Source organism: Paraburkholderia sp. RL18-085-BIA-A (genome assembly GCF_046027075.1).
Classification (GTDB): Bacteria; Pseudomonadota; Gammaproteobacteria; order Burkholderiales; family Burkholderiaceae; genus Paraburkholderia.
Window position 1 is genome coordinate 117,070 of record NZ_JARESU010000014.1, and the last position, 25,860, is coordinate 142,929.

The following is a 25,860-nucleotide window of genomic DNA, read 5'->3' on the forward strand; positions in this document are numbered from 1 at the left end:
ACCGGCGAACCAGCCGGTTACGGCGGGCTTGGCATCCAACCTTTCTCCATCCAGGAGTACCCGATGACTACGGACAGCGAAAAGATCACACCCTATGACGAGTTCAACTATCTGATTCCGGAGAACGAATTTCCAAAAGACGGGATGTCCGCGCGCGCCGCGGCCGCGGTCGTCATCAGCTCCGAATGGACCGACGCGAACCCGATGCTGAACATGTCGTCGTTCGTGACCACCTGGGCCGAGCCGGAGGCTGCGGAGACGGCGAAGCGCAACATATTCAAGAACTACATCGACCATGACATGTATCCGCAGGTGTTCGCGATGGAAACGCGGATGGTCAGGTGGCTGCATCAGTTATGGAACGGCCCGGCAGGCGTGGAGCCGTACGGCACGGCGACGGTGGGGTCGTCGGAAGCCTGCATGCTTGCCGGTCTTGCGCACAAGTGGAACTGGCGCAAGAGAAGAGAAGCGGAAGGAAAAGACACGAGCAGACCGAACATGGTCACAGGCGGCAACGTGCAGATCGTGTGGAAGAAGTTTCTGCGCTACTTCGACGTCGAACCGCGCATCGTGCCGCTGAGTCCCGGCAACTACCGCCTGACGGCGGAACAGCTCGACAAGTACGTGGACGAAAATACCATTGCGGTCGTCGCCATCGCAGGACAAACCTTCACCGGCGAGGATGACGATATCCAGGGCATTCATGACTGGCTCGACGACTACGAGAAGCGCACCGGCGTGTCGATTCCGATGCATATCGATGGCGCGTCGGGAGGGTTCGTCAATCCGTTCCTTTACCCCGACTACAAATGGGACTTCCGGCTGCCGCGCGTGCTGTCCATCAATGCGTCGGGACACAAGTACGGCCTCGTCCCTCCGGGCCTTGGATGGGTCATTTTCCGCGAACGCAAAGTGTTTAACGAGGATCTGGTCTTCTACGTCAATTACCTCGGTGGCGAAATGCCGACCGCGACCTTGAATTTCAGCCGCAACGCCTTTCAGGTGGCGGTGCAGTACTACATGTTCCTGCGCCAGGGATTCGAAGGCTACAGAAGGATCATGCAGCACACGTTGGACAATGCCATCGCCTTGCGCGAAATTCTCGTGAATAGCGGATACTTCACGGTCATGAACGAAGCGCAGCGGATACCCGTGGTAGCGGTGACGCTCGACAAGAAAGTAAAGAACTTCAACGAATTCGATGTCTCGAACAAGGTGCGAGAAAAAGGCTGGGTGCTCGCTGCATACACGATGCCGCCCAATGCCGAGGAGATAACAAGCCTGCGGGTCGTGGTGCGGCCGCACGTCAATCGGAATGTGGCGGGACTGCTCGCCGACGATATCGTCAATGCCTGCAAATTCCTCGAGAGAAATGGCGGAAACGCGAAGCCTCCGTCGCTGCACGCGCATGCCGCGGAAAAGACGACGCCGGCCAAATGTTGAGGATGCCGATTGAGGAACTGCCGCGAATCGCCAGAGCTTTTGCACAGAGCAGGATAAGGACGATGGCGATTGCTGTGTATTGTCGTTGGGGATCGCGGCTTCAGTTTGTCTCGGGGCCTTTGCGTTGGTGATCGGTGTCGGAGTGTCGGGTGTCGGGTTCCGGCTGACATAGGACCAAGGTCCAATACCTGCCGGCGGGCATCGGGCCTAATCTTAACTCGATGTATTTTTGGGTTTCCCGCCACGACATTGATTTGCCTGCGCGCCTGGAAGCGCGAAAAACCGATGGAGGTGAATGCAATGAAGCCGCTGCCGCTTCTCTTCGTCATCGTTGCTTTGTCAGCGCGTGCAAGCCAACCATTGCCGCCTGGCGTGTAACCGCCTGGAGGGATACCGTCCGCCGGATGTCTATGTTTCGCGTGAGCAGCCACCGGATGGCGCGGGCGCTGTCGTGCGGCTGTGGCGGTGGTAACAGCAAAACGCAGGTCGGTTTCCGCGCGTGCAGCGGGGCAGTTGGTAATACCAGCGGTGATATGGCAACTGCCTCCGGGCAGGCCGTCAGCCAGCGTCAGTTCGTTGTTTTCGATGGATGTAGACAAGCATTCTCAGGCGCGTCAGATCCCAAGCTGCTGCACTTCAATCGAGGAGAGTCTCATGAACCGTCGTACCTTCTTTTCGCTAACAGCGATCGCACTGGCCAGTTCGTTGGCGGCATGCAACACACCTTCGACTCCGAACGAAGCGGCCAGCAAGCGCAAGGAAATAGATGCCGGCGTCGACGGCGCCCTCAACAAGCTGTTTGCTTCGACGCCGGGCGCACAGGCGCAGGCCAGCAAGGCAAAGGGCATTCTCGTTTTTCCATCGGTGATCGCTGCGGGTCTCGGGGTCGGTGGCGAATATGGCGAAGGGGCACTACGCGTGGGAGACACGTCCGTCGGCTATTTCAAGACCAGTACCGCCTCGTTAGGGTTGCAGATCGGCGCCCAGTCCAAGGCAGTGATCATGATGTTCATGACCCAGGACGCGCTCGATAAATTCCGGACGAGCGACAAGGGCTGGACAGCGGGCGTGGATGGTTCGGTGGCGCTGGCGAAGAAGGGCGCCAATGGCCAGCTCGACACCGCCACGACGGGTGCGCCGATCGTCGGTTTCGTGGTGACGAACTCTGGCTTGATGGCCAATCTCAGCTTCGAAGGCACCAAAGTCAGCAAGCTCGACATCTGACGCCGGCACCGCAACGCGACACAAGACTATCGAGGCCTGATTCCAGCACGTGCGCAGCCGTCCTGCCGGGAGACAAGTTATGCTGCTGACACCGATTACCCAACGGACGTTGTCCAGAGAATTGCTCGATGTACTGATCCGTGCTGGACTGGTTGCTGTTCTGGCCATTTTCTGTTTCCGGATATTCGTCCCGTTCCTGAACCTCATGGTCTGGGCCGTGATCCTCGCGATCACGCTGTATCCGCTTCACGTCAGACTCCGGCGTAGGCTCGCCAACAAGGATAGCGTGGCCGCCACGCTGATCATCCTCGTCGCGTTTGGCGTCATCCTCGTGCCGACCTACCTGCTGGGGGGCGCGGTGGCCGAATCGGTCGACAATGCGATGACCACTTTCAAAAGCGGCAGCTTCAGCATTCCACCTCCCGCCGACTCGGTGGCCAGCTGGCCGCTGATTGGCCAGCGCGTGTACGACTTCTGGCAGCAGGCTTCCGTCGACCTCACGGGTCTTGTGCTGAAGTTCGCTCCACAGCTCAAGGATGCCGGTCTCGTTCTGATTGGAACGCTCACCGGTCTCGGTGCAGGCCTGCTGCTTTTCTTCGCCGCCCTGATCGTCGCTGGCATCCTGATGGCGTATGGCGAGAAAGGCCACACCAGCGCGGTGCAGATTGCCTCACGCATCTCCGGCCCTGAGAACGGCCCGCAGATCACCGACCTTTGCACGGCCACCATTCGCGCGGTCGCCCAGGGCGTGGTCGGGATCGCCTTCATCCAGATGCTGCTGATCGGTATCGGGTTCGTGGTCATGGGTGTTCCCGGTGCGGGGCTGCTCGCGCTCGCGGTGCTGCTGATCGGCATCATGCAGTTGCCAGCCACGCTGATCACGGTGCCCGTGATCATCTTCGTTATTGCCACCCAAGGTGTGAGCGCAATGACGATCATTTTCTCGGTGTATGTGTTCGTCGCGGGGCTTGCCGATAACGTGCTCAAGCCATTGCTGCTCGGCCGCGGCGTCGCTGTTCCCATGCCTGTGGTGCTGATCGGCGCGCTCGGGGGCATGGTCACAGGTGGTGTCATTGGTCTGTTCATCGGTCCCGTGGTGCTGTCGGTCGGTTATCAGCTCTTCTGGCGGTGGGTCAAAGACCAGGCAAAGCCCGAGCGGTTAAAAGAAGGACAACAGACCTGAGCATGCCGGGGCCAATCCGTGTACGCCGTGGCCCAGAACGCGCGCACACACTGGCTGCTGATCGCGGCCGGCTGCCTGAGCGGATGCATGCGTGTTGGCCCGGACTTTCAACCGCAGCATGAGGCCTGGAGCGAGCACTGGAGCAGCGCGTCCATCGAGCAGGTCACACAGCAGGCAACCCAGCCGGACATCCGCCAATGGTGGCAGATATTCGCGGACCAGAACCTCGAGAGTCTGATCGCGCAGGCCGATGCAAACAACGGCGATGTGAAGATCGCCGGCCTGCACGTGCTGGAGGCGCGCGCCCAACTGGGCATCGCGGTCGCGGGCCGCTACCCGCAGGTGCAACAGGCCAATGCCGACGTCCTGTACTCGGTGCGCAAACGTTCGGATGGATTCAATCCGCGCTCGGGCGGCTTCTGGCAGTACGGGGCGGGCTTCAGTGTCGGCTGGGAGCTCGATTTCTGGGGGCGCTTCAGCCGCGCAATCGAATCTGCCAACGCCGCGTTTTTCGCGGCGCAAGCCAACCGCGATGACGCATTGGTCCTGCTACACGCGCAGGTCGCCGATACGTATTTCACGCTACGCACGGCCGAGGCGCGCCTGCGCATTGCGCGCGAGAACGCCCAGTTGCAGAAGCGCAGCTTCGAGATCGCGCAAAAGCTCTTCAAAAGCGGCGAGACCGATGAACTCGACCTCCAGCAGGCGAAGACACAGTATCTCGGGACGCTGAGCAGCATCCCCGACTTCGAGAGCCAGATCGTGCTCGCGCATCATGCGTTATCCGTGCTGCTTGGACGGCCGCCTGGCCCATTGCCGGAACTGAATGTGCAACCGGGCAAAGAGGACGTGGTACCGCTCGTGGATCGCGCGGTGCTGCAGGATGTCCCGGCAGATCTTTTGCTGCGCCGCCCGGATGTACGCGCGGCCGAATTGCAGATGGCCTCGCAGTCCGCGCTCATCGGTGTGGCGGAGGCCGATTTTTACCCGTCCGTGTCATTGCTGGGTTCCCTTGTCTGGAGCGCCAGTTCGCTCACTGGCTCACCGAGCACGCTGGCTGTCGTCGGCGGCCCGAGCGTCACGTGGAACCTGTTCGATCACGGCAAGATAATCAACAACGTGCGCGTGCAGGACGCCCGCCTGCAGGAGCTGACGGTCTCCTACCAGAACACCGTGCGCGAAGCGGCCCGCGAGGCCGACGACGCCGCCACGACGATCATAGCCGCGTTGCAACGCGACACGATCCTGAACGACGCGCAAGGGGCCGCGCAGCGCTCGCTCAAGCTCGCCAATACGATCTACCGGGAAGGGTACTCGGACTTCCAGCGGGTCCTCGACGCGCAGCGTGCGCTGTTCGCGCAACAGGACGCGTACGTCGTCAACCGCGGCAACGCGGTGGGCGGTCTGATCGCGCTCTACAAGGCGCTCGGGGGAGGTTGGTACTCGGAACAACCGCTCGTCGATCCCGCGACGCGCCAGCAGATGCAGCAGCGCACCGACTGGGGCGACTTGCTGAACGAGCCGAGTGCTCCATCCGCCAGTGCCAGCTCGTCTGAAGGTTCATCCCGATGAGCGACACGCCCGAGCCCACCGCCGTCACGCCGCCGAACCCGCCGGCGACTGCCGCCGACCCGTCGGGCAAAGCGGTAAAGTGGGTCGTCTGCGTGATCGTCGTCAGTCTGATCTGGTATCTGCTCGCCGATCGCTTCACCCCTTATACGCAACAGGCGCGCGTTCAGGCCTACGTGGTATCCGTCGCCGCGGAAGCATCGGGGCGAGTGACACGGGTCCTCGTGCATAACAACCAGGAAGTCAAAGCGGGTGACGTGCTCTTCGAGGTCGATAACGGGCAATACCGGATCGCCGTCGATCGCGCGCGGGCCGACCTCGAGTCGACGCGCCGGCAGATCGGCGCGAGCACGGCCGGGATCGATTCGGCGCTCGCATCGTTGCGCGCGGCCGTCGCAAATGAAGTCAAGGCCCGCCAGGACAGCGAGCGCCTCGAAAGGCTCTATCGCGACGATGAGGGCACCGTCTCGCTGCGGCGCCTCGAAGTGGCGCGAGCGACGCACGAGCAGGCCCAGAGCCAGGTTGCCGCAGCGCGTGCCGAAGTGGAGCGGGCGCGCGAGCAGCAGGGTGGCAATGAAGCCGAAAACGCACAGTTGCGCAGCGCTGGCGCTGCGCTGGAAAAGGCTGAACTCGATCTTGCCAATACCCAAGTCAGGGCGCGCTCAGGTGGCGTCATCACGGATCTGCGCACGGAAGTCGGCCAGTTCGCAGCGGCGGGCAATCCGGTCATGACGCTGATTCCAATCCGCGATGTGTGGGTCAGTGCGGATATGACAGAAAACAACCTGGGGCATCTGCGGCCCGGCACGCCCGTGGCGATTGCGCTGGACGCGCTCCCGGGCGAAGTTTTCGAGGGACGGCTTCGCAGTATCGGATATGGCGTGAGCGTGGGGCAGAGCACGCCGCCCGGCAGTTTGCCCACCGTACAGAACAGCCGCGACTGGCTGCGCCCCGCGCAACGCTTTCCAGTAATCGTCGAGTTCGAACCGGGTGAGATGGCGCGTCTTCACAACGTTCGTGTCGGCGGCCAGGCAGAGGTGATGGCGTTTCCGGATCCGGGTAATCCGCTCAATCCGCTCGGTCGTGTGTTTCTGCGCGTGATGAGCTGGGTCTCATACGTTTACTGAATGGCTAACCACTGCATCTATGGAACACAGGCTTCAGCTTCTCGGTCGACGTACGCTACGCGTTGCCATAGGGACGGCACTTTGCCTGACGATCAGCTTCGCGCTGGACCTGTCGGTCCCCGTCATCGCGCCGGTGTTCGCCGTCTTCCTTCTCGCGACGCAAAACCGGCCACTGTCGTTCAAGGCTGGCGTAGCGTTCGCGCTGGTCGTGGCCTTGACCACGGGCAGCGGCCTGCTTCTTGTCCCGTTGCTGCGCCATTACGCGTTCGCTGGCGTGATGCTTGTCGGCCTCATGCTCTTCCTCGCGTTTCGCTATGGTTTGCGCGGCGGGAATAATCTGGTCTCGACCTTTCTGGTGGCCGGGCTGACGATGGTCTCCGCGGCCGGAACCTCTGACTTCCAGTTGGCTGTGACGGTTGTCGGCGCGCTGGTGAAGGGCCTTGTCCTGGCAGTGCTGGTGTCGGCCTTCACTCACATGCTGTTTCCCGAGCCCGTGAGCACGGGGCCACAACCTGCCGCCGGGGTCATGCCCGACAGGCAGGCGGCGCGTATCGCGCTGCGCGCCGCACTCGTGGTCATGCCAGCGTATCTGCTCGCCATCACCGATCCAGCGAGCTACATGCCGATCATCATGAAGTCGGTCAGTCTGGGTCGACAAAGCTGCACCACGACCGCCCGTAGTGCGGCACGGGATCTGATCGGCTCCACGCTGCTGGGTGGCTTGCTGGCGATCGTGTTCTGGTTTGCACTCAGGCTCTTTGTGGACCTGTGGATGTTCTACCTGTGGATGCTGCTGTTCGGCCTGTTGGTGGGACGCAAGCTTTATCGCATCAGCCCAACGCGTTACTCGCCGGGCTTCTGGCTGAACAGCCTGGTCACCATGATCATTCTGCTGGGCCAATCGGTGCAGGACAGCGCGGCGGGAAAGGACGTCTACACGGCATTCGCGGTCCGTATGGGACTCTTTGTGGCCGTCACGGTCTACGCCTGTCTGATGTTGCTGATCTTCGAGCAACGCCGACCCGCGTGATGACGCTGCGCGCACCCGCGCCTCCGCCCAACGCACACATTGGCGTTCCTGCGAGCACTATCAAGGAGGTACCTTGCAATGGGAAATGCGACAAGCGACGCGGTCGTCCGCGTGCGAGCTCGTGAGGTATTGCGGGAATCAGGCAGAACGCTTTGGTACCTGCGTGCGATCCTTGCGGGCCTGCTGCTGCTGTTTCTGCTGCTGACCTTCGCCATGTATTACATGGGGGACCCCGTGGAGACGGTGAAGCGAACGCCTTCGCCGCTGTGGGAAACCATGTACTTCTGCGCAATCACCGCGCTGACCATTGGGTACGGCGACGTGGTCCCAACGTCAACGTTTGGCCGGATCGACGCGATATTGCTTGGGTTGATCGGCATGGTGTTCACCGGGCTGATCGTTGCGGCAGCCGTCCGGGGCGTGCAGGAAGCTGCGCACCAGGCTAGCGTTCAGGATTAGGCCGGTTGTGCGGGGCTGGCAGGTTGGGCTACGAATCAGTGATTCTGCATTCTGTCGAGGCCAGACCGAAATGTGCGGGTTGCGGCTTTTTAGAAATGCGAAGTCCTCGCCATCCCATGAACCGGACTGCGAGTTGCTTGCGATAGAGCGAAGCGCGCAGCAAATGCCGCTCGAGCGCGAAATGTTGCCGGATCGGTCCGTAGCACGAGCGAAATTTCCGTGTGCGGTTCGGGTCTCGAAAGCCGCGCATTCGACGCTCGCGCTCGCGTGTCGGTGGGTGGCTATTCTCCGTAAAAGATTGGCAGCACCCCCAGCCGAAGCAGGAGCACCCGAGGGTCTGCAGCAGACAGCTCGTCGCGAGCTCGGAGTATCTCGTACTACCGAAAAGCAGGCCTACTATCCTCGGGCGCGCATGCCGGTTCAGGCGGCGATTTTTCGCGCCACGCCGAGGGGCAATTCAGGCATCTCCCGGTCGGACTGCGGCACGGAACCGGGCCGGCGATGCACGTCATGAGTCACGAAACCCTGTCCGCGGCTCGGCACGTCGAACCAATCCCGATGGGCAAACGAATCGCGAATGTCGTCGAGACCGCTTTCCCAATGCTCGCGCATCGTATCGATGCTGAACTCGTAGTCCTTGTAGTGTCCCTCGTAAGGCTTGTTCTTATAGATGAGGTGCACCACATTGATCGCGCTGCCGTCGGCCGCTTCTGTAGCGAGGCGGAATAGCGGATCGGTCTTGAGTAGATCGGGAGGAACATGCGCGAGCAGTTCCTTGATGAAACGCGCATGCTTTTGACGATCCGCCAGCATGCTCGTAACCGCCCGGGTACGGCTCGAATACTGGATGTCTTTGGCACGCTCTGAGACGTCAAGGAAGTCTCCAGGCGGATTGCCTCTTGCGCTCCACAAATCCACCTGAAAAACCAGTGCATCCTTGTGGTCCGCATCGCGAAGCACCTCGGTCAGAGGCGTGTTCGAAACGAGGCCGCCGTCCCAGTAGTACTCGCCGTCGATCTCAACAGCCGGAAAACCTGGCGGCAACGCCCCTGACGCCATGAAATGCTCCGGTTCCAGACGCATCTTCGTGTTGTCGAAGTACACCAGGTTACCGGTCCGCACATTCACCGCGCCCACCGAAACGCGAATATCGCCGTCGTTTATGCGGTCGAAATCGGCGAACTTCAACAGCGTTTCCCGTAGCGCGGCCGTGTCGTAGTAACTGACCACGTTGGGGCTTTGCTTGCCGAAACCCGCCATTGGCAATGGAACGCGCGGCGAGAAAAAGCCCGCCTGGCCCTCAGTCAACGCGCGCCCGGCTGCCCACATGCTGCTCCATTTGCGCGACAGGTCGTTTAACCCAAGTCCAGGCAATGTCCATGCGCCCAAACCACCGAGCCAGTCGAGCGGTCGGCAGATCGAATTCCAGAAGCCGCGTAGCGCCTCCACGCGGTTTTCCGGTGCATTGCCCGCAATGATCGCGGTGTTTAGTGCGCCGATCGAAACGCCAGCGATCCAGTTTGGCTGTACACCCGCCTCGGCCAGGCCTTCGTAGACGCCGGCCTGATAAGACCCGAGCGCGCCGCCGCCCTGAAGCACCAGCGCAATTTCGTCGTAGCGCGGCAGCACGAACGCATCCGGCTGCCGGTTAATTTTATTTGTGCTGCTGCGCATGCGCACTCCCTTATTGCATTGACCAGCCGTGGCTGACGATCACCGACTGCCCAGTCAGCGCAGACGATTCGAAGCCCGCGAGGAACGCAACCGTATTGGCGACGTCTTCGACCGTGGTGAATTCGCCATCCACGGTTTCCTTGAGCATCACGTTCTTGACGACTTCGGCTTCGGAGATACCGAGCGCCTTGGCCTGCTCGGGAATCTGCTTGTCGACGAGCGGTGTGCGCACAAAACCCGGACACACCACGTTCGCTCGCACGCCGCGCGGCCCACCTTCCTTCGCGACCACCCGGGCCAGCCCGAGCAAACCATGCTTGGCCGTCACGTAGGCAGACTTCAGCTTCGACGCCTCATGCGAATGCACCGAGCCCATGTAGACGATCGAGCCGCCCTTGCCGCCCGCGTACATGTGTTTGATGGCCGCCTTCGTGGTGAGGAAAGCGCCGTCCAGATGGATCGCCAGCATCTTTTTCCAGTCGGAGAACGCATACTCCTCGATGGGCGCGACGATCTGGATACCCGCGTTCGACACGAGCACATCGAGACTGCCCAACTCCTGCACCGCACGCTCAATGCCGCTATTGACCGCTTCTTCGTTGGTGACATCCATTGCAACTGCCAGCGCCTTGCCGCCCGCGGAAACGATGCTGCTGGCCACTTTCTGCGCGCTTTCGAGATTCAGGTCGGCGATGACCACGGCAGCGCCGAGACTCGCGAGTTTGCGAGCGCACTGCTCACCAATACCGCTTGCTGCACCGGTCACAAGCGCGACTTTATGATTCAATGACATGTTGGTTTCCTTTCTTATCCGTTCACGGAGCGTTATAGATTGGCCGCGAGCTTCATACTCCCGGTCGAGGCCGTCTCGGTAGAGGCGAGATAATCGAGCGCAACTTCGCCGATATCCAGCGTGAGATTGGCGATCACATGCCGCGCGCCGACCACCCGCTTCACCGGCAGATCGGCGACGGGTGCCAACGCGTGAGGATGCAGGTCGAGCGCGGCCGGACCCGACCACGCACCCAGCACGCTCACGTCACGCAGATAGAAGCGCACCAGCTCACACACGCGCGCCGTACCATCGACGTGCGGGATCACCTTCAGCAGATAGTTCGGTGTGTCCGCCAGTTTCTTGCGTTCGGCCTCGATGTCGAGCGGCACGTGCTTGAAGCCCATCGTGCCGGTTGCGATGCGTTGCGTGCCGTAGTCGAGCGTGCCGAGCAGCGTGTCGTTGCCATCGACGCTCAAGGACGGCCTGGCCAGTTTCTTCGGAAAACCCCATATTTCCCGGCCACCAGCAATCGGGCCTTCGTCGTCGAGGTACATCGAATGCGTGTAGTTGGCGAGGCGCCCTTGCTGGTCGCGCACCGAGATGACCTGGCCACTTTCGGTGTAATCGCCGAATCCCGACGAGTCCGGCATCCGGATGAATTCGTAATGCACGAGATCGTTTTCCGGATGCAACGGCTCTGGCACAACGGCGCGGAGTGCATCGAAGTCGGTCTCGTACGAAATGATGAAGTATTCCCGATTGATGAAGCGGTACGGCGGCCGGGGATAAGCGGGATTGTGAACGGGCATCGCAAAGGCGTCTTTGCGGATTGAAGCGAGGTTCATGAGACTCCTTTATGACTGGCAGCGCAGCAGCGCCGGTGCAATGGTAGAGGTAATGCACACGCGCCAGGAGCCGGTATTCATCAATAGACTGTTAACCAAATTGCAACGCTGCGGCCGAAAATTTAGCCACGCCGTGTAATTCAGTGCACGTTCAGATACGCCACAGGCGAGAGACGCAGCGTGGGTTTCCGTGAAGAGCAGGCGGTCGGATGCTCCATCGGCATTGCGAACAAAATCATTGCCGATTCGGCGAAATCGTTTCTCAACGCACGCGCTTCGCTCGGCGCCAATCGACCCGAGTCGTGCCTGTAGAGCGTCATTGCGTGGTATTTAAAACCTCTGACAAAATTTGCCGAATGCCCGACTGGAAGCGATCAGCAAGGCGCCAGCCTGGGACGCCTTCATCATGGTCCAGTTGAAAAAACGCTCAACTCGCGCCGCGCATCGCCGTTAACTCTGATCACATCCCACAGCAATTCGAGCTCGTACGTCGCGCGCTTCGCGACGTACGGGCTCGAATCGTCAGGGTTCGGACTTCAAGTTTGCCAAGGTTGGCAACACCGCACTATAGACGCCTGTACTGCACGGCGTGCAATCGAAGAAACATCCCTCATGGTTTTAAAAGTACTCCGTACCGCGTTCGTCGCGGTCATGCTGAGCGCAGCGGCAGCGTCCGTTTGCGAAGCCCAATACTCCACCGGCTGGGTGGCCAACACACATGGCACGGCCACAACTCGGGTGGGCAATGTGGCCCGCTCGATGTGGGTGGCGCCGGAAGGTGTGATCTACACCGCGTCGATGTGGGACGAAAACGAAGGCGGCATCGCGATTTATCAGAACGGACAGAACATCGGTTCGATCGGGGCGCACGACGAGTTTCAGGGCGGCGCGATCACCGGCAACTCGACCTCGCTGTTCGCTGCGCTGCAGTTCAACGCCTTGTATGGAAGCGGCACGGTTGGCCGGTACAACCGGGCAAGCCGCACGCGCGACCTGCTCATCACGGTAAGCGCCACAACCACCGAACACCTCGCGGATGTCGTCACCGGGCTCGCGACATCCGGCTCGCTGCTCTACGCGAGCGATTTCCCAGGCAACCGCGTGCGCGTGTTCACGACGTCCGGTGTCTGGGTGCGCGATATCAGCGTGGCAGGGCCGGGCGCGCTCGCAGTGGACGCGGGCGGCAACATCTGGGTCGCGCAACAAAGCATGGGCGCTGTGGTTCAGTTCAGCCCGACCGGCGAGCTCTTAAACACCATCCAGTTGCCGGCCAAAGCGCAACCGTCTTCGCTGTATTTCGACTCGTCCAGCGGGCAGTTATGGATCGGTGACGAGGGTCCGGATATGAACATCAAGATCTATGACGTGTCCGGCGCACCTTATGTTGTGGGTACGTTCGGTGTTCAAGGCGGGTTCCTGAATACGGTCACTGGCATCAAGGGGCAGGTGGGCGACAGGCGCTTCACACGGGTCACCGGCATCGGCAGGGATTCCGCGCACAACCTCTATGTCCTGAACAACCCGTGGGGCGGGTCGTGGGACCTCGGCCGCAACGGCGGCACCGACATCCACGCGTACGACGGCACCGGAGTTTTGCGGTGGCAGCTCCAATCGGTGAACTTTGAAGGCAACGCGGCACCGGACCCAGCCACCGACGGGGCGATCTTCTACGGCGGCACGAACATCTATTCGGGCACCGTGGGAGGCGCCCTGGTTGCCAACACGATCGATCCGATCACCTATCCTTCCGATCCGCGCATCAATCTCGCCGACCACGAACGCGGCGAACATTTCGCTCAGGTAGTCAGCGTGGGCGGACACCGGATACTCGTCGCAGCGAGCCAGAATCCCGATACCTTCTATTTTTTCCACTTCAGCCCGGCGAGCGGGTACATCGCGATTCCCGATAGCACCTTCCCGGGAACGTCCTTCGATGCGACGGCGAAAGTCCGCAATGGTTTCTGCCTGGATAGTAAGGGCGATATCTGGGCGGGTCTCGACAAAACCAACGTCATTTCTCACTATCCGCTGACCGGCTTTGATGCGAACGGCAAACCAGTCTGGGGTGCCGCGATCACGATGCCTATCCCGCGCACGATTTCGCAACTGACGCGGATCATCTACCTGCCTGACAGCGACACGATGATTCTCACGCAAGGGGCAACGGGGAGCACAGACTGGACCGCGGTCGGATCGCGCGTCGAGGTGTATCACGGCTGGCTGGCCGGCAACAGGACCACGCCGAACCCGGTGATCGACATCACTAGCGCGAATCCCAAATCGATTGTGGCCGCCGGCAACTATCTGTTTGTGGGCTACGTGCATACCGTGCCGAATGTCGATGCCTTCAACCTCACGACGGGAAAGCTCGACACCACGCTCGTCAATAGCAATCCGAACGCAGTCGACGTGGGCAACGACGTGGACTCGATGTATGGACTTCGGGCGTATCGGCGTTCTACCGGCGAATATGAAGTAACGAAGGACAACTACAACGACTCGAGCATCGTGGTGTATCGCTGGACACCGCCTGCCTTGGCCGGAACCGGGGTGAGTGCGGCAAAGACGATGTTGGCGTCGCCGTTCAGCGTGAATTGACGATTCGTCTGAGTCGTCGCGATTGGGGCGCCGGCTCAGGGCATCGGTCCGTGACTGTGCAGACCTCGGGCCAGGTTCGGCCATTCAACATCGATGTGGAGATTGTTGACACCCATTAGCGGGCCCGGTATCAGAGACACATCGGCGAATCATCATCTGCTCGAAAGCGTCCACGATGCGTTGTACCTGAGCGTTCTTGTGCATCAACGGACCATCGTCGCGTTCGTAATGCACGAGCATCGTCGCATTGGCTTCGAAGACGAACACGCGGCCGTCCGGCAAGATCGTAAAGTCGATGCCGGCGTAATCGAGTGCGAGCCGCTCGCCGATCTTCGCGATGGCATTTAACGCGCGCTCGCCGATCGCGCCACGCGGATCGTCGAGAAACCGGCGCTCTTCATCGAGCTTCCACGCGTGCGCATCCATTTCCGCCGAGAAGTAGTGGACCATCCAGTGTGGCGAGATCGCGAGGTGATACGCGAACGGCTCTCCGTCGATAAAGATCATCCGGTACTTGCGATAAAACCCGTCCGCGTCGCGTGTATCGTGGAACGTGCTCAGGTAATGCGCGCCGTCCATTACGCGTAAATGCGCGTTAAGTGTGTCGAGGTCGTCGCAGCGCACGAGGCCATCGCCGCCATGCGAGGCAAGCGGCCGCAACAGCAGCGGAAACGTCAGCCGGTTATCGGCGAGGCGGAGCGCGAGCGGTTCTTCGACGGCATTCGGCGCGATGCCGAGTACGCAATGCGCGCTCACCACGTCGGCCAGACCATGCAGCAATTCAGGCAGCCGATGCCGCCGCGTGCGCCCCACCACGGCCGAGCGGTTGAGTACCGGCCGCGAAGTGCGCGACTCGAACCGGGCGAGGCGCTCAGCGATCGGCTCCCCGATGTCAGGATCGCCGAGCGCGTTGAACACGAGGTCGAACGGCGGAAGGTCGGCGTCCTCGTCGTCGAGGGCGTGATCGATTGCGTATTTGATGCGGCAATTGACCGTACCCGGCAGCAACGCCGCGAACGGCACGTTGCCGGTGCCGCTGCCGGTACACAGAATCAACACGCGGCGTGTTTCGCCGCCGGTCTGCTCGATGAACACGCGCTGGGTCTTGTATGCGCGCTCGCGGCATGCCGCGGCCTCGTGTTCGTCGTCCTGTTCCGCGTGGATGGCCGCCAGGTTCAACCATGCGACGGCCGTATCGGGATCGATATCGAGCACGAGACGATACCAATGGGCGGCGGCCTCGTAGTCGCCCTTCATGAAATAGCCGGTGGCGACGTCGCACAAATTGTGCGTTTGTGCGACGGACCGTTGCGCGGCGAAAGCGTCGAGCGTTTGAGCGGCGATCAGATTTGCCAGCGCGGCGAGTTCGTCGCCCGCCGTGCGACAGACTTCGGCCTGCCTGCGGTAGAACGCAGGATCGAGTTCGCCAGGCGCGCGCGATTCTTCGATGGACATGGACCGCCGTCAGCGCAACACGGGCGCGGCCGGTGGCTGGCACGCGTCAGCCTCAGACTCAGCCGATGGGTGCGCCACCGCGCCGGCTTCATCGCCGAATCTCGCGACAGCCGATCGTTGCGCCGTATCGCACCATTGCCGCCATAGCTGCCGGTACACCGCTTCGACGCCCACGGCGAAGCGCGCGCCGTCCATCAACGGCGACGCGGCGAGGCGCGCGCGCAAACCTTCGCGCAAACCGCTCAGGCGCGGCAGATCACGTGCGAGCCGAACTGCGGTGTCGACAAAGTCCGCGTCGCTATGCGTGACCAGTTCGCCCAGACCCAGATTCATGGACTGACTGAGACCGGCCCTGCCGACCGCCGTTTCGCCGACTCGCGTCACGACGGGGACGCCCATCCAGGACGAGTCGAGACTCGTCGTGTGACCGTTATACGGAAACGTGTCGAGACCGAGGTCGATCTGATGATAGGTGCGCAGATAATCGGCGCGTGGCTGGAACCGCTCGAACCGCACGCGCCGCGCCGCGATGCCATGCTGTTCGAGCCGCGCTTCGAGTCGGGCGCGGGCCGAGCCTTCAGGCGCCATCAACAGGAGCCTTGCATCATCGACAATGCGCAGCACCTGTGCCCACAGACTCAGCGTCTGATCGCTCAGCTTGCAAGGGTTATTCAGGCATCCGAACGTTACGTAGTTGTTCGAAAGCGCGGGCAATGCGTTGACCTCCGGCGTATCGGTCAGCGGGTCGTAGCACCAGAACGAAGCCGGCAGCCGAATAGAGCGCTCGCTGTAAAACGTGTCGCTGCCGGGCGGGTCCAGCCACGGGTCGGTCAACCGGTAGTCGATTGCTTCGATTCCAGTCGTGCCGGGATACGCGAGCCACGCAATCTGCACCGGCGCGGGCTTGCGCGCGGCCAGCAGGGGCCGGCCATCGGCCATGTGCATCGTCAGATCGATCAGAATGTCGATCCGGTCTTCGCGGATGCGTTGCGCGAGCCGTTCGTCGCTGAGTTCGCGCACGTTGCGCCAGATGTCCGCGTGACCGGCGATGCGCCGGGTCACTCCGTCCGGCCGCTCGACGCTCGCATAGCAGACAATTTCGAAGCCGCTGTGATCGTGATGCGCGAGAAGCGGCATCATGAACAGCGATTGACAATGGTCCCGGAAGTCCGGCGACACATAGCCGATGCGCAAGCGGCGCGTGGGCGACGGCTCGTTGTCGTGCGGCGAATGAGTATTGCGCAAGGGCGCTTCGTGGCGCGCGGACCAGCAGCGGCATTCGTCCAGCACCGCGGTGGGACTCTGCGCCTGGAACGTCAGCGAGTAGGCGAGGTTGCTATGCGCAACCACGTTGCACGGATCGAGAGCGAGCGCGCGTCGATAAAGGTCGACGCCTTCGTCAAGCGATCCTTGATCCTTCAGCACGGTGCCCAGATTGTTGCAGGTGGCCGAGTGGCGCGGGTCGATCGACAACGCTATACGCAAGTGAGCTTCGGCGTCGTCGAGCCGGCCGCGCGTGCGCATCAACGTGGCCGCGTTGTTGTAGGCCGCGACGAAATCGGGACGCAGCAGGATCGCGGTCTCGAACGAGTGCGCGGCGCTTTCAATCTCGCCCAGTTCCTTGTAGACGTTGCCGAGATTGTTGTACGCGTCGGCGTGAGCGGGCTTTTGCTCGATCGCGCGTCGATAGTGGAGCAGAGCGTCGCGCCGCCTGCCGAGCGACTGGAACGCGTTGGCGAGGTTGTAGGCCGCTTCAGGAAAGCACGGATCGAGTTCGATCACGCGCGTGAGCAAGGCCGCCGCCTGCTCGAAATCGCCGCGCTGGTGTACTGCGACGCCGAGATTGAGCAACGCGTACGGCGACATCGGCGCGACACGCACCGCCTCGCGCAGCATCGCGATGGCTTCGTCCAGTTGACCGCGTGCCTGTATCAGCGTGCCCAGATTCGTGAGCGCGGTTTCGTCGTCGCAGCGTAGGGCGAGTGCGCGTCGATAAGCGGCTTCGGCTAGCTCGATAGCCCCAACCTGCCGATGACAGTTGCCGAGGTTGCTCAACGCATCCACGTGCGAAGGTTCGAGCGCGAGCACGGATTCGTACGCTTCGATCGCGCCGGCATGGTCGGTCACCGCTTGCAGTGCGGCGGCCAACGAGAACAGCACGTCGGCCGATTGCGGGTTTAGATCGAGCGCACGGCGGTAGGCAGCGATTGCGTCGGAGAAAAGGCCGGTGGCGGCGTATACGTGGCCGCGCAGTTGGTGGCAGCGGGCGTCGTTCGGCGCGTGAGCAAGGGCGGCATCGAGCCAGACCAGCGAGGCATCATAGGCCTCTAGCTGATATTCGAGCACGCCGAGGCGGAACATTACGTTCGTGTCGCCGGGTTGGTTGGTGAGAACGCACTCGTAGAGCGTGCGGGCGGCTGCAAAATCGAGTGCGAGATGCCGCTCTTTCGCCTGCTCTAAAGTCTGATTTGTCGCCATGCACGCCGTCAGTCGTTGCGCCGCTATTCGCGGCCTCTGGCAGACGATATCCGGCCGATCCTCACCGGGTGTTACGAACGTAAGCGTGTAGTGCTGCAGTGGCCTACAGGGCGAAGCAATGCTCGCCGTACTGCGTGCAAAGCTGCTGCCTGATTCATCTTACGGTTGAAAGCGTCGCAAATTGGTGAGTATCGCGATCGCGAAAGGGCTGGCAGGCGAAACACATTCGATCGCGATGCGCGTCTACCTTTCCAAACTTTATCGAACTTATTTCAATCTCCATCGCGCACCCATCGGCAAGCCGACAATCGCCGGGTAATTGAAAGAAAGATTGTGTAATTCGTAGGTAATAAGCTTCTGGCGGCCACAGGCTTCGCGGAGCATAGCCGGCTCATGGAATGAGCCACAGTTCTACCGCGTAGTTCACGAGTGAGACCACAAAGGTGATCGCCAAGTAACTCATGACGCGCTGAATGCGCATACCCGCAATCGCCACGACCGGAACAGCCCAGAACGGTTGCAGATACTCGACACGTTCTGCGCCATAGCGACGCCTGGGGCGGCCATTTTCAACCAGTTTCAGGGCGTTGCCGTGCGTGCCGGGCAGTGACCAACGTCGGCAACGACGCATGCGGCGCGAAGAATATGGCCAACAGACAAACCATCCGTCAACGTGTCCGAGCCGCCGCGCCGCACACGGATTGTGCGGCACGCAGCGACACCACGGCGACAACTCGATCTAGTGTTGACTGGCGTCGAGGACGCTAAATGACGCAGACTCGGCATCTCGCCGCGGCCGAATGAAAAGTATCGTGACAAGCAGGGCCGCCACGCAGAAGCCGGCCAACGCGAGGAGTCCTTCCGCATAGCTATCGGACGACGTCTTGAACAGGCCCACAAGATAGGGCCCGGCGAAGCCGCCCAGGTTGCCGATCGAGTTGATGAAGGCGATTCCGCCAGCAGCGGCCGGGCCGCGCAAATATGAAGCCGGCAATGTCCAGAACGGACCTTTGCAACCAAAGATGCCGATTGCCGCGACGCTCAACGCCGCGATTGACCAGATGGACGCCCCCAGGACACTGGCGCCGACCAACCCCGCGGCGGCCAATACCATCGTGCCGGCGAGAAACCAGCGGCGCTCGTTGAACCGATCGGACAGGTTGCCGATTACCAGCATGCCCAGACAACCGGCGATATACGGTATCGATGTGATCAGGCCAACCGCGACGGTGCTGTAGCCTTGCTGCTTGATGATCTGTGGCAAGAAAAACGACAACCCGAGGTTCGCACCCGTTGCGCAGAAATAGATGAAGGCAAGCAGGATCACAGTCGGGTTCAGCAAGGCCTTGCCCAACCCGGAGATTTTGCCGCTGGAGCCTGGCGCGGCATCATCGGCGGCGAGTTCGCGCTTCAGCCAGTCTCGCTCCTGGTCAGTGAGCCAGCGTGCCCGATCCGGGCTGTCCGTCAGCAGTCCCAGCGCCACGAACGCGCCGAGCAAGGCAGGCAAGCCCTCAATGATGAATAGCCATTGCCATCCCTTGAGGCCTAATGCTCCATTGATCTCGAGAATCAGTGTCGAGAGCGGCGCACCCACGGCGATCGAAACCGGGATGGAAAGCATGAACGCCGAAACGATACGCGCCCGATAACGTACGGGAAACCAGTGGGTCAGGTACAGGATCACGCCGGGGAAAAAGCCCGCCTCGGCGATACCCAGCAGGAAGCGGAGCACGATAAAGCTGACGGGCCCGGTCACAAGTGCCATCGCGCACGCCAGAACACCCCAGGTGAAAAGAATGCGGGCGATCCATTTCCGTGCGCCAACCCGTGCCATCATCATGTTGCTCGGGATTTCGAAAATGAAGTACCCGAAAAAGAAGATACCTGCGCCCCAACCGAACAGGTACGGCGTAAGTCCGATATCCCGGTTCATCGTGAGGGCGGCGAATCCCACGTTGATCCGGTCGATGAACGAGATGACATACAGGACCATCAGAAGCGGAATCACGCGCCAGAAAATCTTGCGTATAACCGCCTTTTCGCTGAGCTTTTGCATACTATCCAAGGACACGATCGTCGAAATGCCAGCTGCGCGCCAGCATGCTATTTAAGTTGTTGCCCTGAGGCGAGGTGCCGTCTCCCGACATGAAAGCTGGAACCAGCCGCCCGTGAACGACCTGACGTTCTGTTGCCGGAATATCCGTTGCGCTCGCGCTGTACCGCAAACCGTTGCTTACGGCCTGAGCCGTTAAAAATGCAAAATCATGGCGAATCACCCGAGGTCCAGATCATGCCGCGGCGCGTTGTCAGGCGGCAGGACGACTGCATCGACAGTGGTCCTTACGTCGATGCCGATGGGTTAGAACGGGGTCGCAGCCACACGACTTAAGGCCATACCGGGCGCGGCCGGTCGGTGAGGCGGCGTCGCGCTGCCACCATCAACCCTGAATACCGCCACTGCATGCCGCAGGAGTTGAGCCTGCTCAGCCATCACCTGCGCAGTGGCCGTGGCTTCTTCGACCAGCGCCGCGTTTTGTTGCGTCACGTGATCCATCTGACCGACCGCCTGATTGACCTGATTGATACCCGTGCTCTGCTCGGCCGACGCAGCCGAGATTTCGCTCATGATTGCCGTCACGCGGCTAACAGAGGCGACAACCTCGTTGATGGTGCTACCCGCTTCTTCGACAAGTTTCGATCCCGCATCGACCCGACCGACCGACTCGCTGATCAACTGCTTTATTTCCTTGGCGGCCGTCGCACTACGTTGCGCGAGGGCCCGGACTTCACCGGCCACGACGGCAAAGCCGCGACCCTGCTCGCCGGCTCGCGCCGCCTCGACGGCAGCATTGAGCGCGAGAATATTGGTCTGGAACGCAATGCCTTCAATCACGGCAATGATCTCGGCGACCTCCGCCGAGCTGTCGGAGATCCCACGCATTGTCTCGACGACCCGGCCGACGACTACTCCGCCGCGTTGTGCGACTTGCGATGCGGTGTCGGCAATCGACGTCGCCTGGCGCGCGTTCTCAGCGTTGTTCTGAACCGCGCTGGTCAGTTGCTCCATGCTCGAAGCCGTTTGCTGCAGCGACGCGGCCTGTTCTTCGGTGCGTTGGGACAGGTCGGTGGTGCCCGCCGCAATCTCGTCGGTCGCCGTTGCGATCGCATCGGCAGACACAATGATCTTGCCGATTGTCAAAGTAAGCTGTTCTTGCATCTGCTTCATGGAGTACAGCATGCTTGAACGGTCAGTCGGCGCCGTCATGACCGTCGCGCTCAGGTCGCCGCTAGCAATCTGGGTAGCGATCCGGGCGGCCTGTGACGGGTCCCCACCCAGACTCCGCCGTACACTGCGGCTGATGAGCAGCATCGCCGCTGAAACCACCGCGCCGATGGCGAGCGCGATCAGCAGGTATTCCAGCAACATCTTGTGGAACGCGTCGGAAACGTCCGTCAAATAGAGACCCGAATCGATGTACCAGTCCCAAGGCTTGAACTGTTTCACGAACGCAAGCTTCGTCTCATAGTTGTACCCTGAGCCATTCGGAACGCGCCCTACAAATTCGACATAGCCTTCGCCGTCGGTCTGCGCAGCACGGACCTGTTCAACGAACAGCAACTTGCCGGTGGGATCCTTGGCCTGGCTCACATCTCTGTTGAGCAGATCCGGGAGGGTGGGGTGCATGAGTACGGTCGGACGCGAGTCGAGGATAAAGACATAACCCCCTTTGCCGTAGCGCATCGCTTTCAACCGTGCCATCGCCTGCTGCTTTGCTTCGTCGACGGTAATCTCGTGGCGATCCGCTTGCGCGGCCAGGTCGCTGACGATTGCCGAAGCCGCTTCGACGACGCTCCGGATCGTGGCTTTACGTTCGCTGAGCATGGTCGAACGGGTCTCGAGCACCGCGCTGCCTGCGAGAAGCAGAAGACCCACCCACATGACGGCAAGTGCGGCCCATAACTTTGCGTTCAAACTCAGGCGACTCATTACCAATTTCTCCACGGCGACATGATTGAAACGATTGAACTCTGTCGAAAGCCTGAGTGATTTCCCAAACATTTCCTAAGTGCTATCGGACGAAGCTGGGTCATTCTTTAGACGAATCTCAGAATTTTTCTTTACGTCTCGTTAAATCGCCGAGGACCGTACCATCGTTGGTTTACGGTATTTCAAGAGGATTCCTAATCAACGCAATATTCTTAAAGACATCTCGCGTTGATTTCACGGGGCCGGTGAGCGCGAAGTATCGGTCGCCCCCGGCCATGCGGCATTCCAGCCTACTGGATCTCTTGCAGTCGCCGGGTTTGCCGTCTCACCAGACGGTCGATGTCCGCGATATCCGCGTCAGACAGTTTGGGGCCGGGTTTGCGCAGCGTGGCCGATGCGATCACTCCGCGTTGTGCCATGAGGTGTTTCCTTACTGCAAGGCCGATATTCGGTTGCTGTTCATATCGCGCGAGCGGCAAATAGGCATCGAAAATGTCATGCGCTTTTTCGATATTTCCGCTTGCATTCGCCTTACAAACATCCACCATCATTTCCGGATACGCAAAACCGGTCATTGCGCCGTCCGCGCCGCGCGTGAGCTCTTCAGGAAGGAACAGGCCGCCACCGTTGCCCGTCAAGATCGAAACGCGTTTCACATCGCCTTTGTCGCTGGCCGCCCTGAGCGCCGACAGTTTGGTCAGACCGGGTGAATCTTCGTGCTTGAGCATCACACAGGCCGGGGAGTTCTTCAGCACACGCAGCACCACGGAAATGGACATCTGCACACCCGTAGATACCGGATGGTCCTGCAGCACCCACGGACAGTTCTCGCCGAGCGTCGTGTTGACCATGTCGAAATAAGCAACGATCTGGTCGTCGGTGCGCAGTGCGGGAGCGGGCGCGACCATGACACCGGAGGCTCCCATATCCATCACGCTTGTGCTCAGCTCGCGCATCGGCGCGAAGCCCGCCGCCGACGCACCGACAACCACCGGCACGCGCCCAGCCACGCGCGCCAGTACGCGTTTGACGAACGTGCGCGATTCTTCGGCGGTGAGTTTCGTCGCTTCCCCGAGGATGCCGAGAATCGTCAAACCTGTGGCTTTGGACTCCAGATAGAAGTCGACCATGCGATCGGTGCTGGCAAGATCGAGTTCACCACTTTCGGTGAACGGCGTCACAGCGATCACAAACACGCCTTTGGCATCGGCGTTCAACACGTTGCTCATATGCGACTCTCAATTTTATGGAGCTGTGACGCGGCGGATAGCGGCGTCACAGTCCTTCTCGTTGCGCGATTTCAGCTTCATAACGCGCTTTGGTCTCGGCGTTCGGCGGATATAGTCCGGGCAGAGGAGCACCGTTTTTCACTTCCCGCACAGCCCATTCGTCAAAGCGCTCCTTGCGCACGGCGAGCTCGACCACTTCGTCGAGCAACGCGGCGGGGATCAGCACGGCGCCGTCTGCATCGGCGACCACGACATCGTTTGGAAACACGGCGACTCCGCCGCATGCAATCGGCTCTTGCCAGTTGACAAAGGTCAGCGCCGCGACGGAGGCGGGCGCAGCACTGCCGCGACACCAGACCGGCAGGCCCGTGTCGATCACGCCCACCAGGTCGCGAACGACGCCGTCCGTGATAAGTGCGCTGACACCGCGTTTTTGCATCCGCGCGCACAGAACGTCGCCGAAAATCCCTGCGTCCGTGACACCCATGGCATCCACCACGGCGATGCATCCCGCGGGCATGGCTTCGATTGCGGTGCGCGTCGAAACGGGCGAAGCCCACGCGGCCGGCGTGGCGAGATCTTCGCGTGCCGGGACGAAGCGCAGGGTAAAAGCGCGTCCGGCCTGACGCGTCCGATTGCCCGCAAGCGGTGCTGGCCCACGCATCCAGACGTTGCGAAGCCCTTTTTCCAGCAGGACCGTCGAGAGGGTAGCCGTGGTAATGCCGGCGAGCGTGCGCGCGATGTCGGGATGCAGTGGAAGTGTCTCGTTAGTCATAAGCAAGGTTCCGTGAACTAAGCCGTCAAACGCTGGTGATCAATCCGCCGTCGATGCGAACCACCGAGCCGGTGACATAGGCCGCCTGCACGCTCGCGAGGAAGGTGACCACAGCCGCGTACTCTTTCGGATCACCGTAGCGCCCGACTGGAATTGACGCCACGCTTTCGCTGCTGACCTCGGCGACGCTGCGGCCTTCGCGCTTTGCTTTCTGTTCGTCGAGGAAGGTGATGCGCGGCGTGGCGATGCGGCCGGGCAGGACGATGTTGGCCGTGATGCCGTCGCGGCCGACTTCGCGCGCGAGTGTCTTCGACCAGCCCACGAGGGACATGCGCAACGCATTCGAGATGCCGAGCCCCGGGATCGGGGAGACGACGCCGGACGACGTGCTGGTGATCACCCGTCCCCACTTGCGCGCGCGCATGCCGGGCAACACCCGGTCCGTGATCGCAATGACCGATAAAACCATCGACTCGAAGCTCCTGGTCCACAGATCGACAGACTGTCCGGCAGCGGGCGTCGGCGGAGGACCACCCGTGTTGTTGACCAGGATGTCGACGCCACCAAACGCCTCTTCGATTGCCTGCATCCGGCGATCTATCACGCTGAGGTCCGACAGATCCCACTGCAGTGGCAGCGCGGCAGCGCCGGTCGCACGAATATCCGTCACGGTTTGCACCAGCGCATCTTCGTTGATATCGGCAACGACGACTTTCGCGCCCTCGGCGGCGAGCGTTCGCGCAATGCCGCCGCCCAATCCACCTGCCGCGCCAAACACTAGCGCTGTCTTTCCTGCAATTCCAAAATCCACGTTTCAAACTCCATAAGTGTGTGCCGTTTCTGGGCGACAGCGAGCTGACGCGCTAGTATAGTTAGCGAGAACTTCGATACCAAACGCATAAATTTCTGTCTAAGCATAGAAAAAATCGATACATGATTCGCTATCTCCGAACCTTCGTCGTCGCTGCGGAAACGGAATCCTTTTCCGCGGCGGGCAATCGCCTGGGGCTCACCCAATCCGCAGTAAGCACGCAGATCCGTCGACTCGAAGACGAGTTGGGCTACGCGTTGTTCACCCGCACCGGTAGATCGGTCACGCTCAGTGAGGAAGGGGCAGACGTGCTCCAGCAGGCAGCGCGCATTCTCGAATCGTTCGAAGGCTTGAAGCTGCGGAATCAGACTGGCGTGGACAGGGGCGCAATCAGTCTCGGGGTGATCTCCACCGTGCAGGACAGCTTCCTTCCGGCAGCGCTGCTGCATTTCCGGCGCGAACAGCCCGTGGCGCACCTGAACATCGTCCCCGGCACATCGCTCCAATTGCTGACGTGGGTCGATTCGCACGAACTGGATATCGCCGTCATGATCAAACCTCGCCTCGGCCTGCCTTCCGACCTGAGGTGGATCCCGCTGATGCAGGAGCGCTATGTCGGTGTGGCACCCGTGGACTGGCCGAGCGATCTGGGTGACCTGTTTCGCGAGCGGCCCTTTATCCGCTATGACCGCCGTTCTCACGGCGGCCACCTCGTCGACCGCTTTCTCAAGGAGCACGGCTTATGGACAATGGACAGCATCGAAGTGGATGAGCCCTCGGTCATTCTGAAGATGGTCAGCCAGGGCCTGGGCTGTTCGATCATTCCCGGCGAACTGGTACCGGTATCCGACACACCGGGGATCAAGGTTCTATCCTTGCCGGGCCGCCCGCTTGTCCGGGAAGTTGGGATTCTGATCCGGCTTTCGGCCAGGAACAGGCCGTCAACAACGATGCTCATTGACAGTCTGGCCGCCGAAGCCCGGAACGCTCAGCGGCGGTAGCGAGGTCTGCGCCATTAATGTCGCGCCTCGCGTCTAAACAAATTGCCTGCAATTTGCAAAACGAATTACCTCAATGCACGGCGCTCGGGAAGGAAAGCCGGACATTTCGAATGAGCCAGAACCGGACATTTCTAAAAAGCCCTGACATCCTTTGTCGAGGCCAAGTTCAAATGTCGGGGTCTGCGCTAAATTGAAA

General features: G+C 61.0%; 21 protein-coding genes and 1 pseudogene. 9 read left to right on the top strand and 13 right to left on the bottom strand.

The annotated features are described in order from the left end of the window. Nucleotides 1-63: 63 nt before the first annotated feature. From gad to P0D89_RS13005, 7 genes are all read left to right on the top strand, one after another. The gene (gene gad / locus P0D89_RS12975; RefSeq protein ID WP_408376705.1) at nt 64-1,443 is read left to right on the top strand and encodes a glutamate decarboxylase; all 1,380 of its coding nucleotides are present in this window, start codon (nt 64-66) and stop codon (nt 1,441-1,443) included. Nucleotides 1,444-2,097: 654 nt separating this feature from the next. Next, a complete protein-coding gene (locus P0D89_RS12980; protein WP_408376707.1) occupies nt 2,098-2,667 on the top strand; it encodes a BPSL1445 family SYLF domain-containing lipoprotein in 570 nt (189 codons plus the stop codon). 79 nt (nt 2,668-2,746) lie between these two features. Then, nucleotides 2,747-3,850 carry an AI-2E family transporter gene (locus P0D89_RS12985; RefSeq protein ID WP_408376709.1) on the top strand — a complete coding sequence of 368 codons (1,104 nt, stop codon included), beginning with the start codon at nt 2,747-2,749 and terminating at the stop codon, nt 3,848-3,850. Nucleotides 3,851-3,937: 87 nt separating this feature from the next. Continuing rightward, complete coding sequence (locus P0D89_RS12990; protein ID WP_408376733.1) at nt 3,938-5,422, top strand: TolC family protein; 1,485 nt, start codon at nt 3,938-3,940, stop codon at nt 5,420-5,422. Next, the gene (locus P0D89_RS12995; RefSeq protein ID WP_408376711.1) at nt 5,419-6,546 is read left to right on the top strand and encodes an HlyD family secretion protein; all 1,128 of its coding nucleotides are present in this window, start codon (nt 5,419-5,421) and stop codon (nt 6,544-6,546) included. Before P0D89_RS12990 ends, P0D89_RS12995 begins: the two co-directional genes overlap by 4 nt. Nucleotides 6,547-6,565: 19 nt before the next feature. Continuing rightward, the gene (locus P0D89_RS13000; protein ID WP_408376713.1) at nt 6,566-7,576 is read left to right on the top strand and encodes a DUF2955 domain-containing protein; all 1,011 of its coding nucleotides are present in this window, start codon (nt 6,566-6,568) and stop codon (nt 7,574-7,576) included. 78 nt (nt 7,577-7,654) lie between these two features. Beyond that, entirely contained in the window at nt 7,655-8,035 is a 381-nt protein-coding gene (locus P0D89_RS13005; RefSeq protein ID WP_408376716.1) for a potassium channel family protein, read from the top strand. 28 nt (nt 8,036-8,063) lie between these two features. On the opposite strand, the pseudogene P0D89_RS13010 reads toward P0D89_RS13005, so the two are convergent. The 4 genes and pseudogenes from P0D89_RS13010 to P0D89_RS13025 form a co-directional block, all read right to left on the bottom strand. After that, nucleotides 8,064-8,324 (bottom strand): annotated as a pseudogene (locus P0D89_RS13010) (hypothetical protein); the annotation flags it as partial. A gap of 131 nt (nt 8,325-8,455) precedes the next feature. After that, a complete protein-coding gene (locus tag P0D89_RS13015; RefSeq protein WP_408376718.1) occupies nt 8,456-9,709 on the bottom strand; it encodes a DUF3734 domain-containing protein in 1,254 nt (417 codons plus the stop codon). Between the two features lie 10 nt (nt 9,710-9,719). After that, nucleotides 9,720-10,502, bottom strand: coding sequence for a 3-hydroxybutyrate dehydrogenase (locus P0D89_RS13020; protein ID WP_408376720.1), 783 nt, complete (start codon nt 10,500-10,502; stop codon nt 9,720-9,722). Between the two features lie 32 nt (nt 10,503-10,534). Then, a complete protein-coding gene (locus P0D89_RS13025; RefSeq protein ID WP_408376721.1) occupies nt 10,535-11,329 on the bottom strand; it encodes an acetoacetate decarboxylase in 795 nt (264 codons plus the stop codon). Nucleotides 11,330-11,941: 612 nt separating this feature from the next. Between P0D89_RS13025 and P0D89_RS13030 the strand changes: the two genes are divergently transcribed. Next, entirely contained in the window at nt 11,942-13,927 is a 1,986-nt protein-coding gene (locus tag P0D89_RS13030) for an SMP-30/gluconolactonase/LRE family protein (RefSeq protein WP_408376722.1), read from the top strand. Nucleotides 13,928-14,011: 84 nt separating this feature from the next. On the opposite strand, the gene P0D89_RS13035 is transcribed toward P0D89_RS13030, so the two are convergent. The 9 genes from P0D89_RS13035 to P0D89_RS13075 form a co-directional block, all read right to left on the bottom strand. Further along, nucleotides 14,012-15,382: a tetratricopeptide repeat protein gene (locus P0D89_RS13035; protein WP_408376723.1), complete on the bottom strand. Its 1,371-nt coding sequence runs from the start codon at nt 15,380-15,382 to the stop codon at nt 14,012-14,014. A gap of 9 nt (nt 15,383-15,391) precedes the next feature. Further along, nucleotides 15,392-17,860 (bottom strand): tetratricopeptide repeat protein, encoded by a 2,469-nt coding sequence (locus P0D89_RS13040; protein ID WP_408357334.1) that lies wholly within the window; start codon nt 17,858-17,860, stop codon nt 15,392-15,394. 391 nt (nt 17,861-18,251) lie between these two features. Next, entirely contained in the window at nt 18,252-18,491 is a 240-nt protein-coding gene (locus P0D89_RS13045; protein ID WP_408376724.1) for a TIGR00366 family protein, read from the bottom strand. A 108-nt stretch (nt 18,492-18,599) separates the two neighbouring features. Then, nucleotides 18,600-19,916 (bottom strand): MFS transporter, encoded by a 1,317-nt coding sequence (locus P0D89_RS13050; protein ID WP_408357338.1) that lies wholly within the window; start codon nt 19,914-19,916, stop codon nt 18,600-18,602. 1 nt (nt 19,917) lies between these two features. Beyond that, nucleotides 19,918-20,136: a hypothetical protein gene (locus P0D89_RS13055; protein WP_408376725.1), complete on the bottom strand. Its 219-nt coding sequence runs from the start codon at nt 20,134-20,136 to the stop codon at nt 19,918-19,920. Between the two features lie 83 nt (nt 20,137-20,219). Then, entirely contained in the window at nt 20,220-21,848 is a 1,629-nt protein-coding gene (locus P0D89_RS13060) for a methyl-accepting chemotaxis protein (protein WP_408376734.1), read from the bottom strand. Between the two features lie 290 nt (nt 21,849-22,138). Next, on the bottom strand, nt 22,139-23,077 hold the full coding sequence (locus P0D89_RS13065) for a dihydrodipicolinate synthase family protein (RefSeq protein ID WP_408376726.1): 939 nt from the start codon (nt 23,075-23,077) through the stop codon (nt 22,139-22,141). 46 nt (nt 23,078-23,123) lie between these two features. Continuing rightward, nucleotides 23,124-23,852, bottom strand: coding sequence for a ribonuclease activity regulator RraA (locus P0D89_RS13070; protein ID WP_408376727.1), 729 nt, complete (start codon nt 23,850-23,852; stop codon nt 23,124-23,126). A gap of 25 nt (nt 23,853-23,877) precedes the next feature. Then, a complete protein-coding gene (locus P0D89_RS13075) occupies nt 23,878-24,663 on the bottom strand; it encodes an SDR family oxidoreductase (RefSeq protein WP_408357344.1) in 786 nt (261 codons plus the stop codon). Nucleotides 24,664-24,785: 122 nt separating this feature from the next. Between P0D89_RS13075 and P0D89_RS13080 the strand changes: the two genes are divergently transcribed. Beyond that, nucleotides 24,786-25,664, top strand: a complete 879-nt coding sequence (locus P0D89_RS13080; RefSeq protein ID WP_408376728.1) for a LysR family transcriptional regulator — start codon at nt 24,786-24,788, stop codon at nt 25,662-25,664. Nucleotides 25,665-25,860: the final 196 nt, after the last annotated feature.

Bases quoted from the DNA above. Each gene is read 5' to 3' on its own strand.
- P0D89_RS13050 (WP_408357338.1), bottom strand. From the start codon at position 19,916: ATGCAAAAGCTCAGCGAAAAGGCGGTTATACGCAAGATTTTCTGGCGC.
- P0D89_RS12985 (WP_408376709.1), top strand. From the start codon at position 2,747: ATGCTGCTGACACCGATTACCCAACGGACGTTGTCCAGAGAATTGCTC.
- P0D89_RS12990 (WP_408376733.1), top strand. From the start codon at position 3,938: ATGCGTGTTGGCCCGGACTTTCAACCGCAGCATGAGGCCTGGAGCGAG.
- P0D89_RS13025 (WP_408376721.1), bottom strand. From the start codon at position 11,329: ATGAACCTCGCTTCAATCCGCAAAGACGCCTTTGCGATGCCCGTTCAC.
- P0D89_RS13040 (WP_408357334.1), bottom strand. From the start codon at position 17,860: ATGGCGACAAATCAGACTTTAGAGCAGGCGAAAGAGCGGCATCTCGCA.
- P0D89_RS13030 (WP_408376722.1), top strand. From the start codon at position 11,942: ATGGTTTTAAAAGTACTCCGTACCGCGTTCGTCGCGGTCATGCTGAGC.
- P0D89_RS13080 (WP_408376728.1), top strand. From the start codon at position 24,786: ATGATTCGCTATCTCCGAACCTTCGTCGTCGCTGCGGAAACGGAATCC.
- P0D89_RS13020 (WP_408376720.1), bottom strand. From the start codon at position 10,502: ATGTCATTGAATCATAAAGTCGCGCTTGTGACCGGTGCAGCAAGCGGT.
- P0D89_RS13070 (WP_408376727.1), bottom strand. From the start codon at position 23,852: ATGACTAACGAGACACTTCCACTGCATCCCGACATCGCGCGCACGCTC.
- P0D89_RS13035 (WP_408376723.1), bottom strand. From the start codon at position 15,382: ATGTCCATCGAAGAATCGCGCGCGCCTGGCGAACTCGATCCTGCGTTC.
- P0D89_RS13000 (WP_408376713.1), top strand. From the start codon at position 6,566: ATGGAACACAGGCTTCAGCTTCTCGGTCGACGTACGCTACGCGTTGCC.
- P0D89_RS13005 (WP_408376716.1), top strand. From the start codon at position 7,655: ATGGGAAATGCGACAAGCGACGCGGTCGTCCGCGTGCGAGCTCGTGAG.
- P0D89_RS12995 (WP_408376711.1), top strand. From the start codon at position 5,419: ATGAGCGACACGCCCGAGCCCACCGCCGTCACGCCGCCGAACCCGCCG.
- gad (WP_408376705.1), top strand. From the start codon at position 64: ATGACTACGGACAGCGAAAAGATCACACCCTATGACGAGTTCAACTAT.
- P0D89_RS12980 (WP_408376707.1), top strand. From the start codon at position 2,098: ATGAACCGTCGTACCTTCTTTTCGCTAACAGCGATCGCACTGGCCAGT.
- P0D89_RS13060 (WP_408376734.1), bottom strand. From the start codon at position 21,848: ATGAGTCGCCTGAGTTTGAACGCAAAGTTATGGGCCGCACTTGCCGTC.
- P0D89_RS13045 (WP_408376724.1), bottom strand. From the start codon at position 18,491: ATGCGTCGTTGCCGACGTTGGTCACTGCCCGGCACGCACGGCAACGCC.
- P0D89_RS13065 (WP_408376726.1), bottom strand. From the start codon at position 23,077: ATGAGCAACGTGTTGAACGCCGATGCCAAAGGCGTGTTTGTGATCGCT.
- P0D89_RS13015 (WP_408376718.1), bottom strand. From the start codon at position 9,709: ATGCGCAGCAGCACAAATAAAATTAACCGGCAGCCGGATGCGTTCGTG.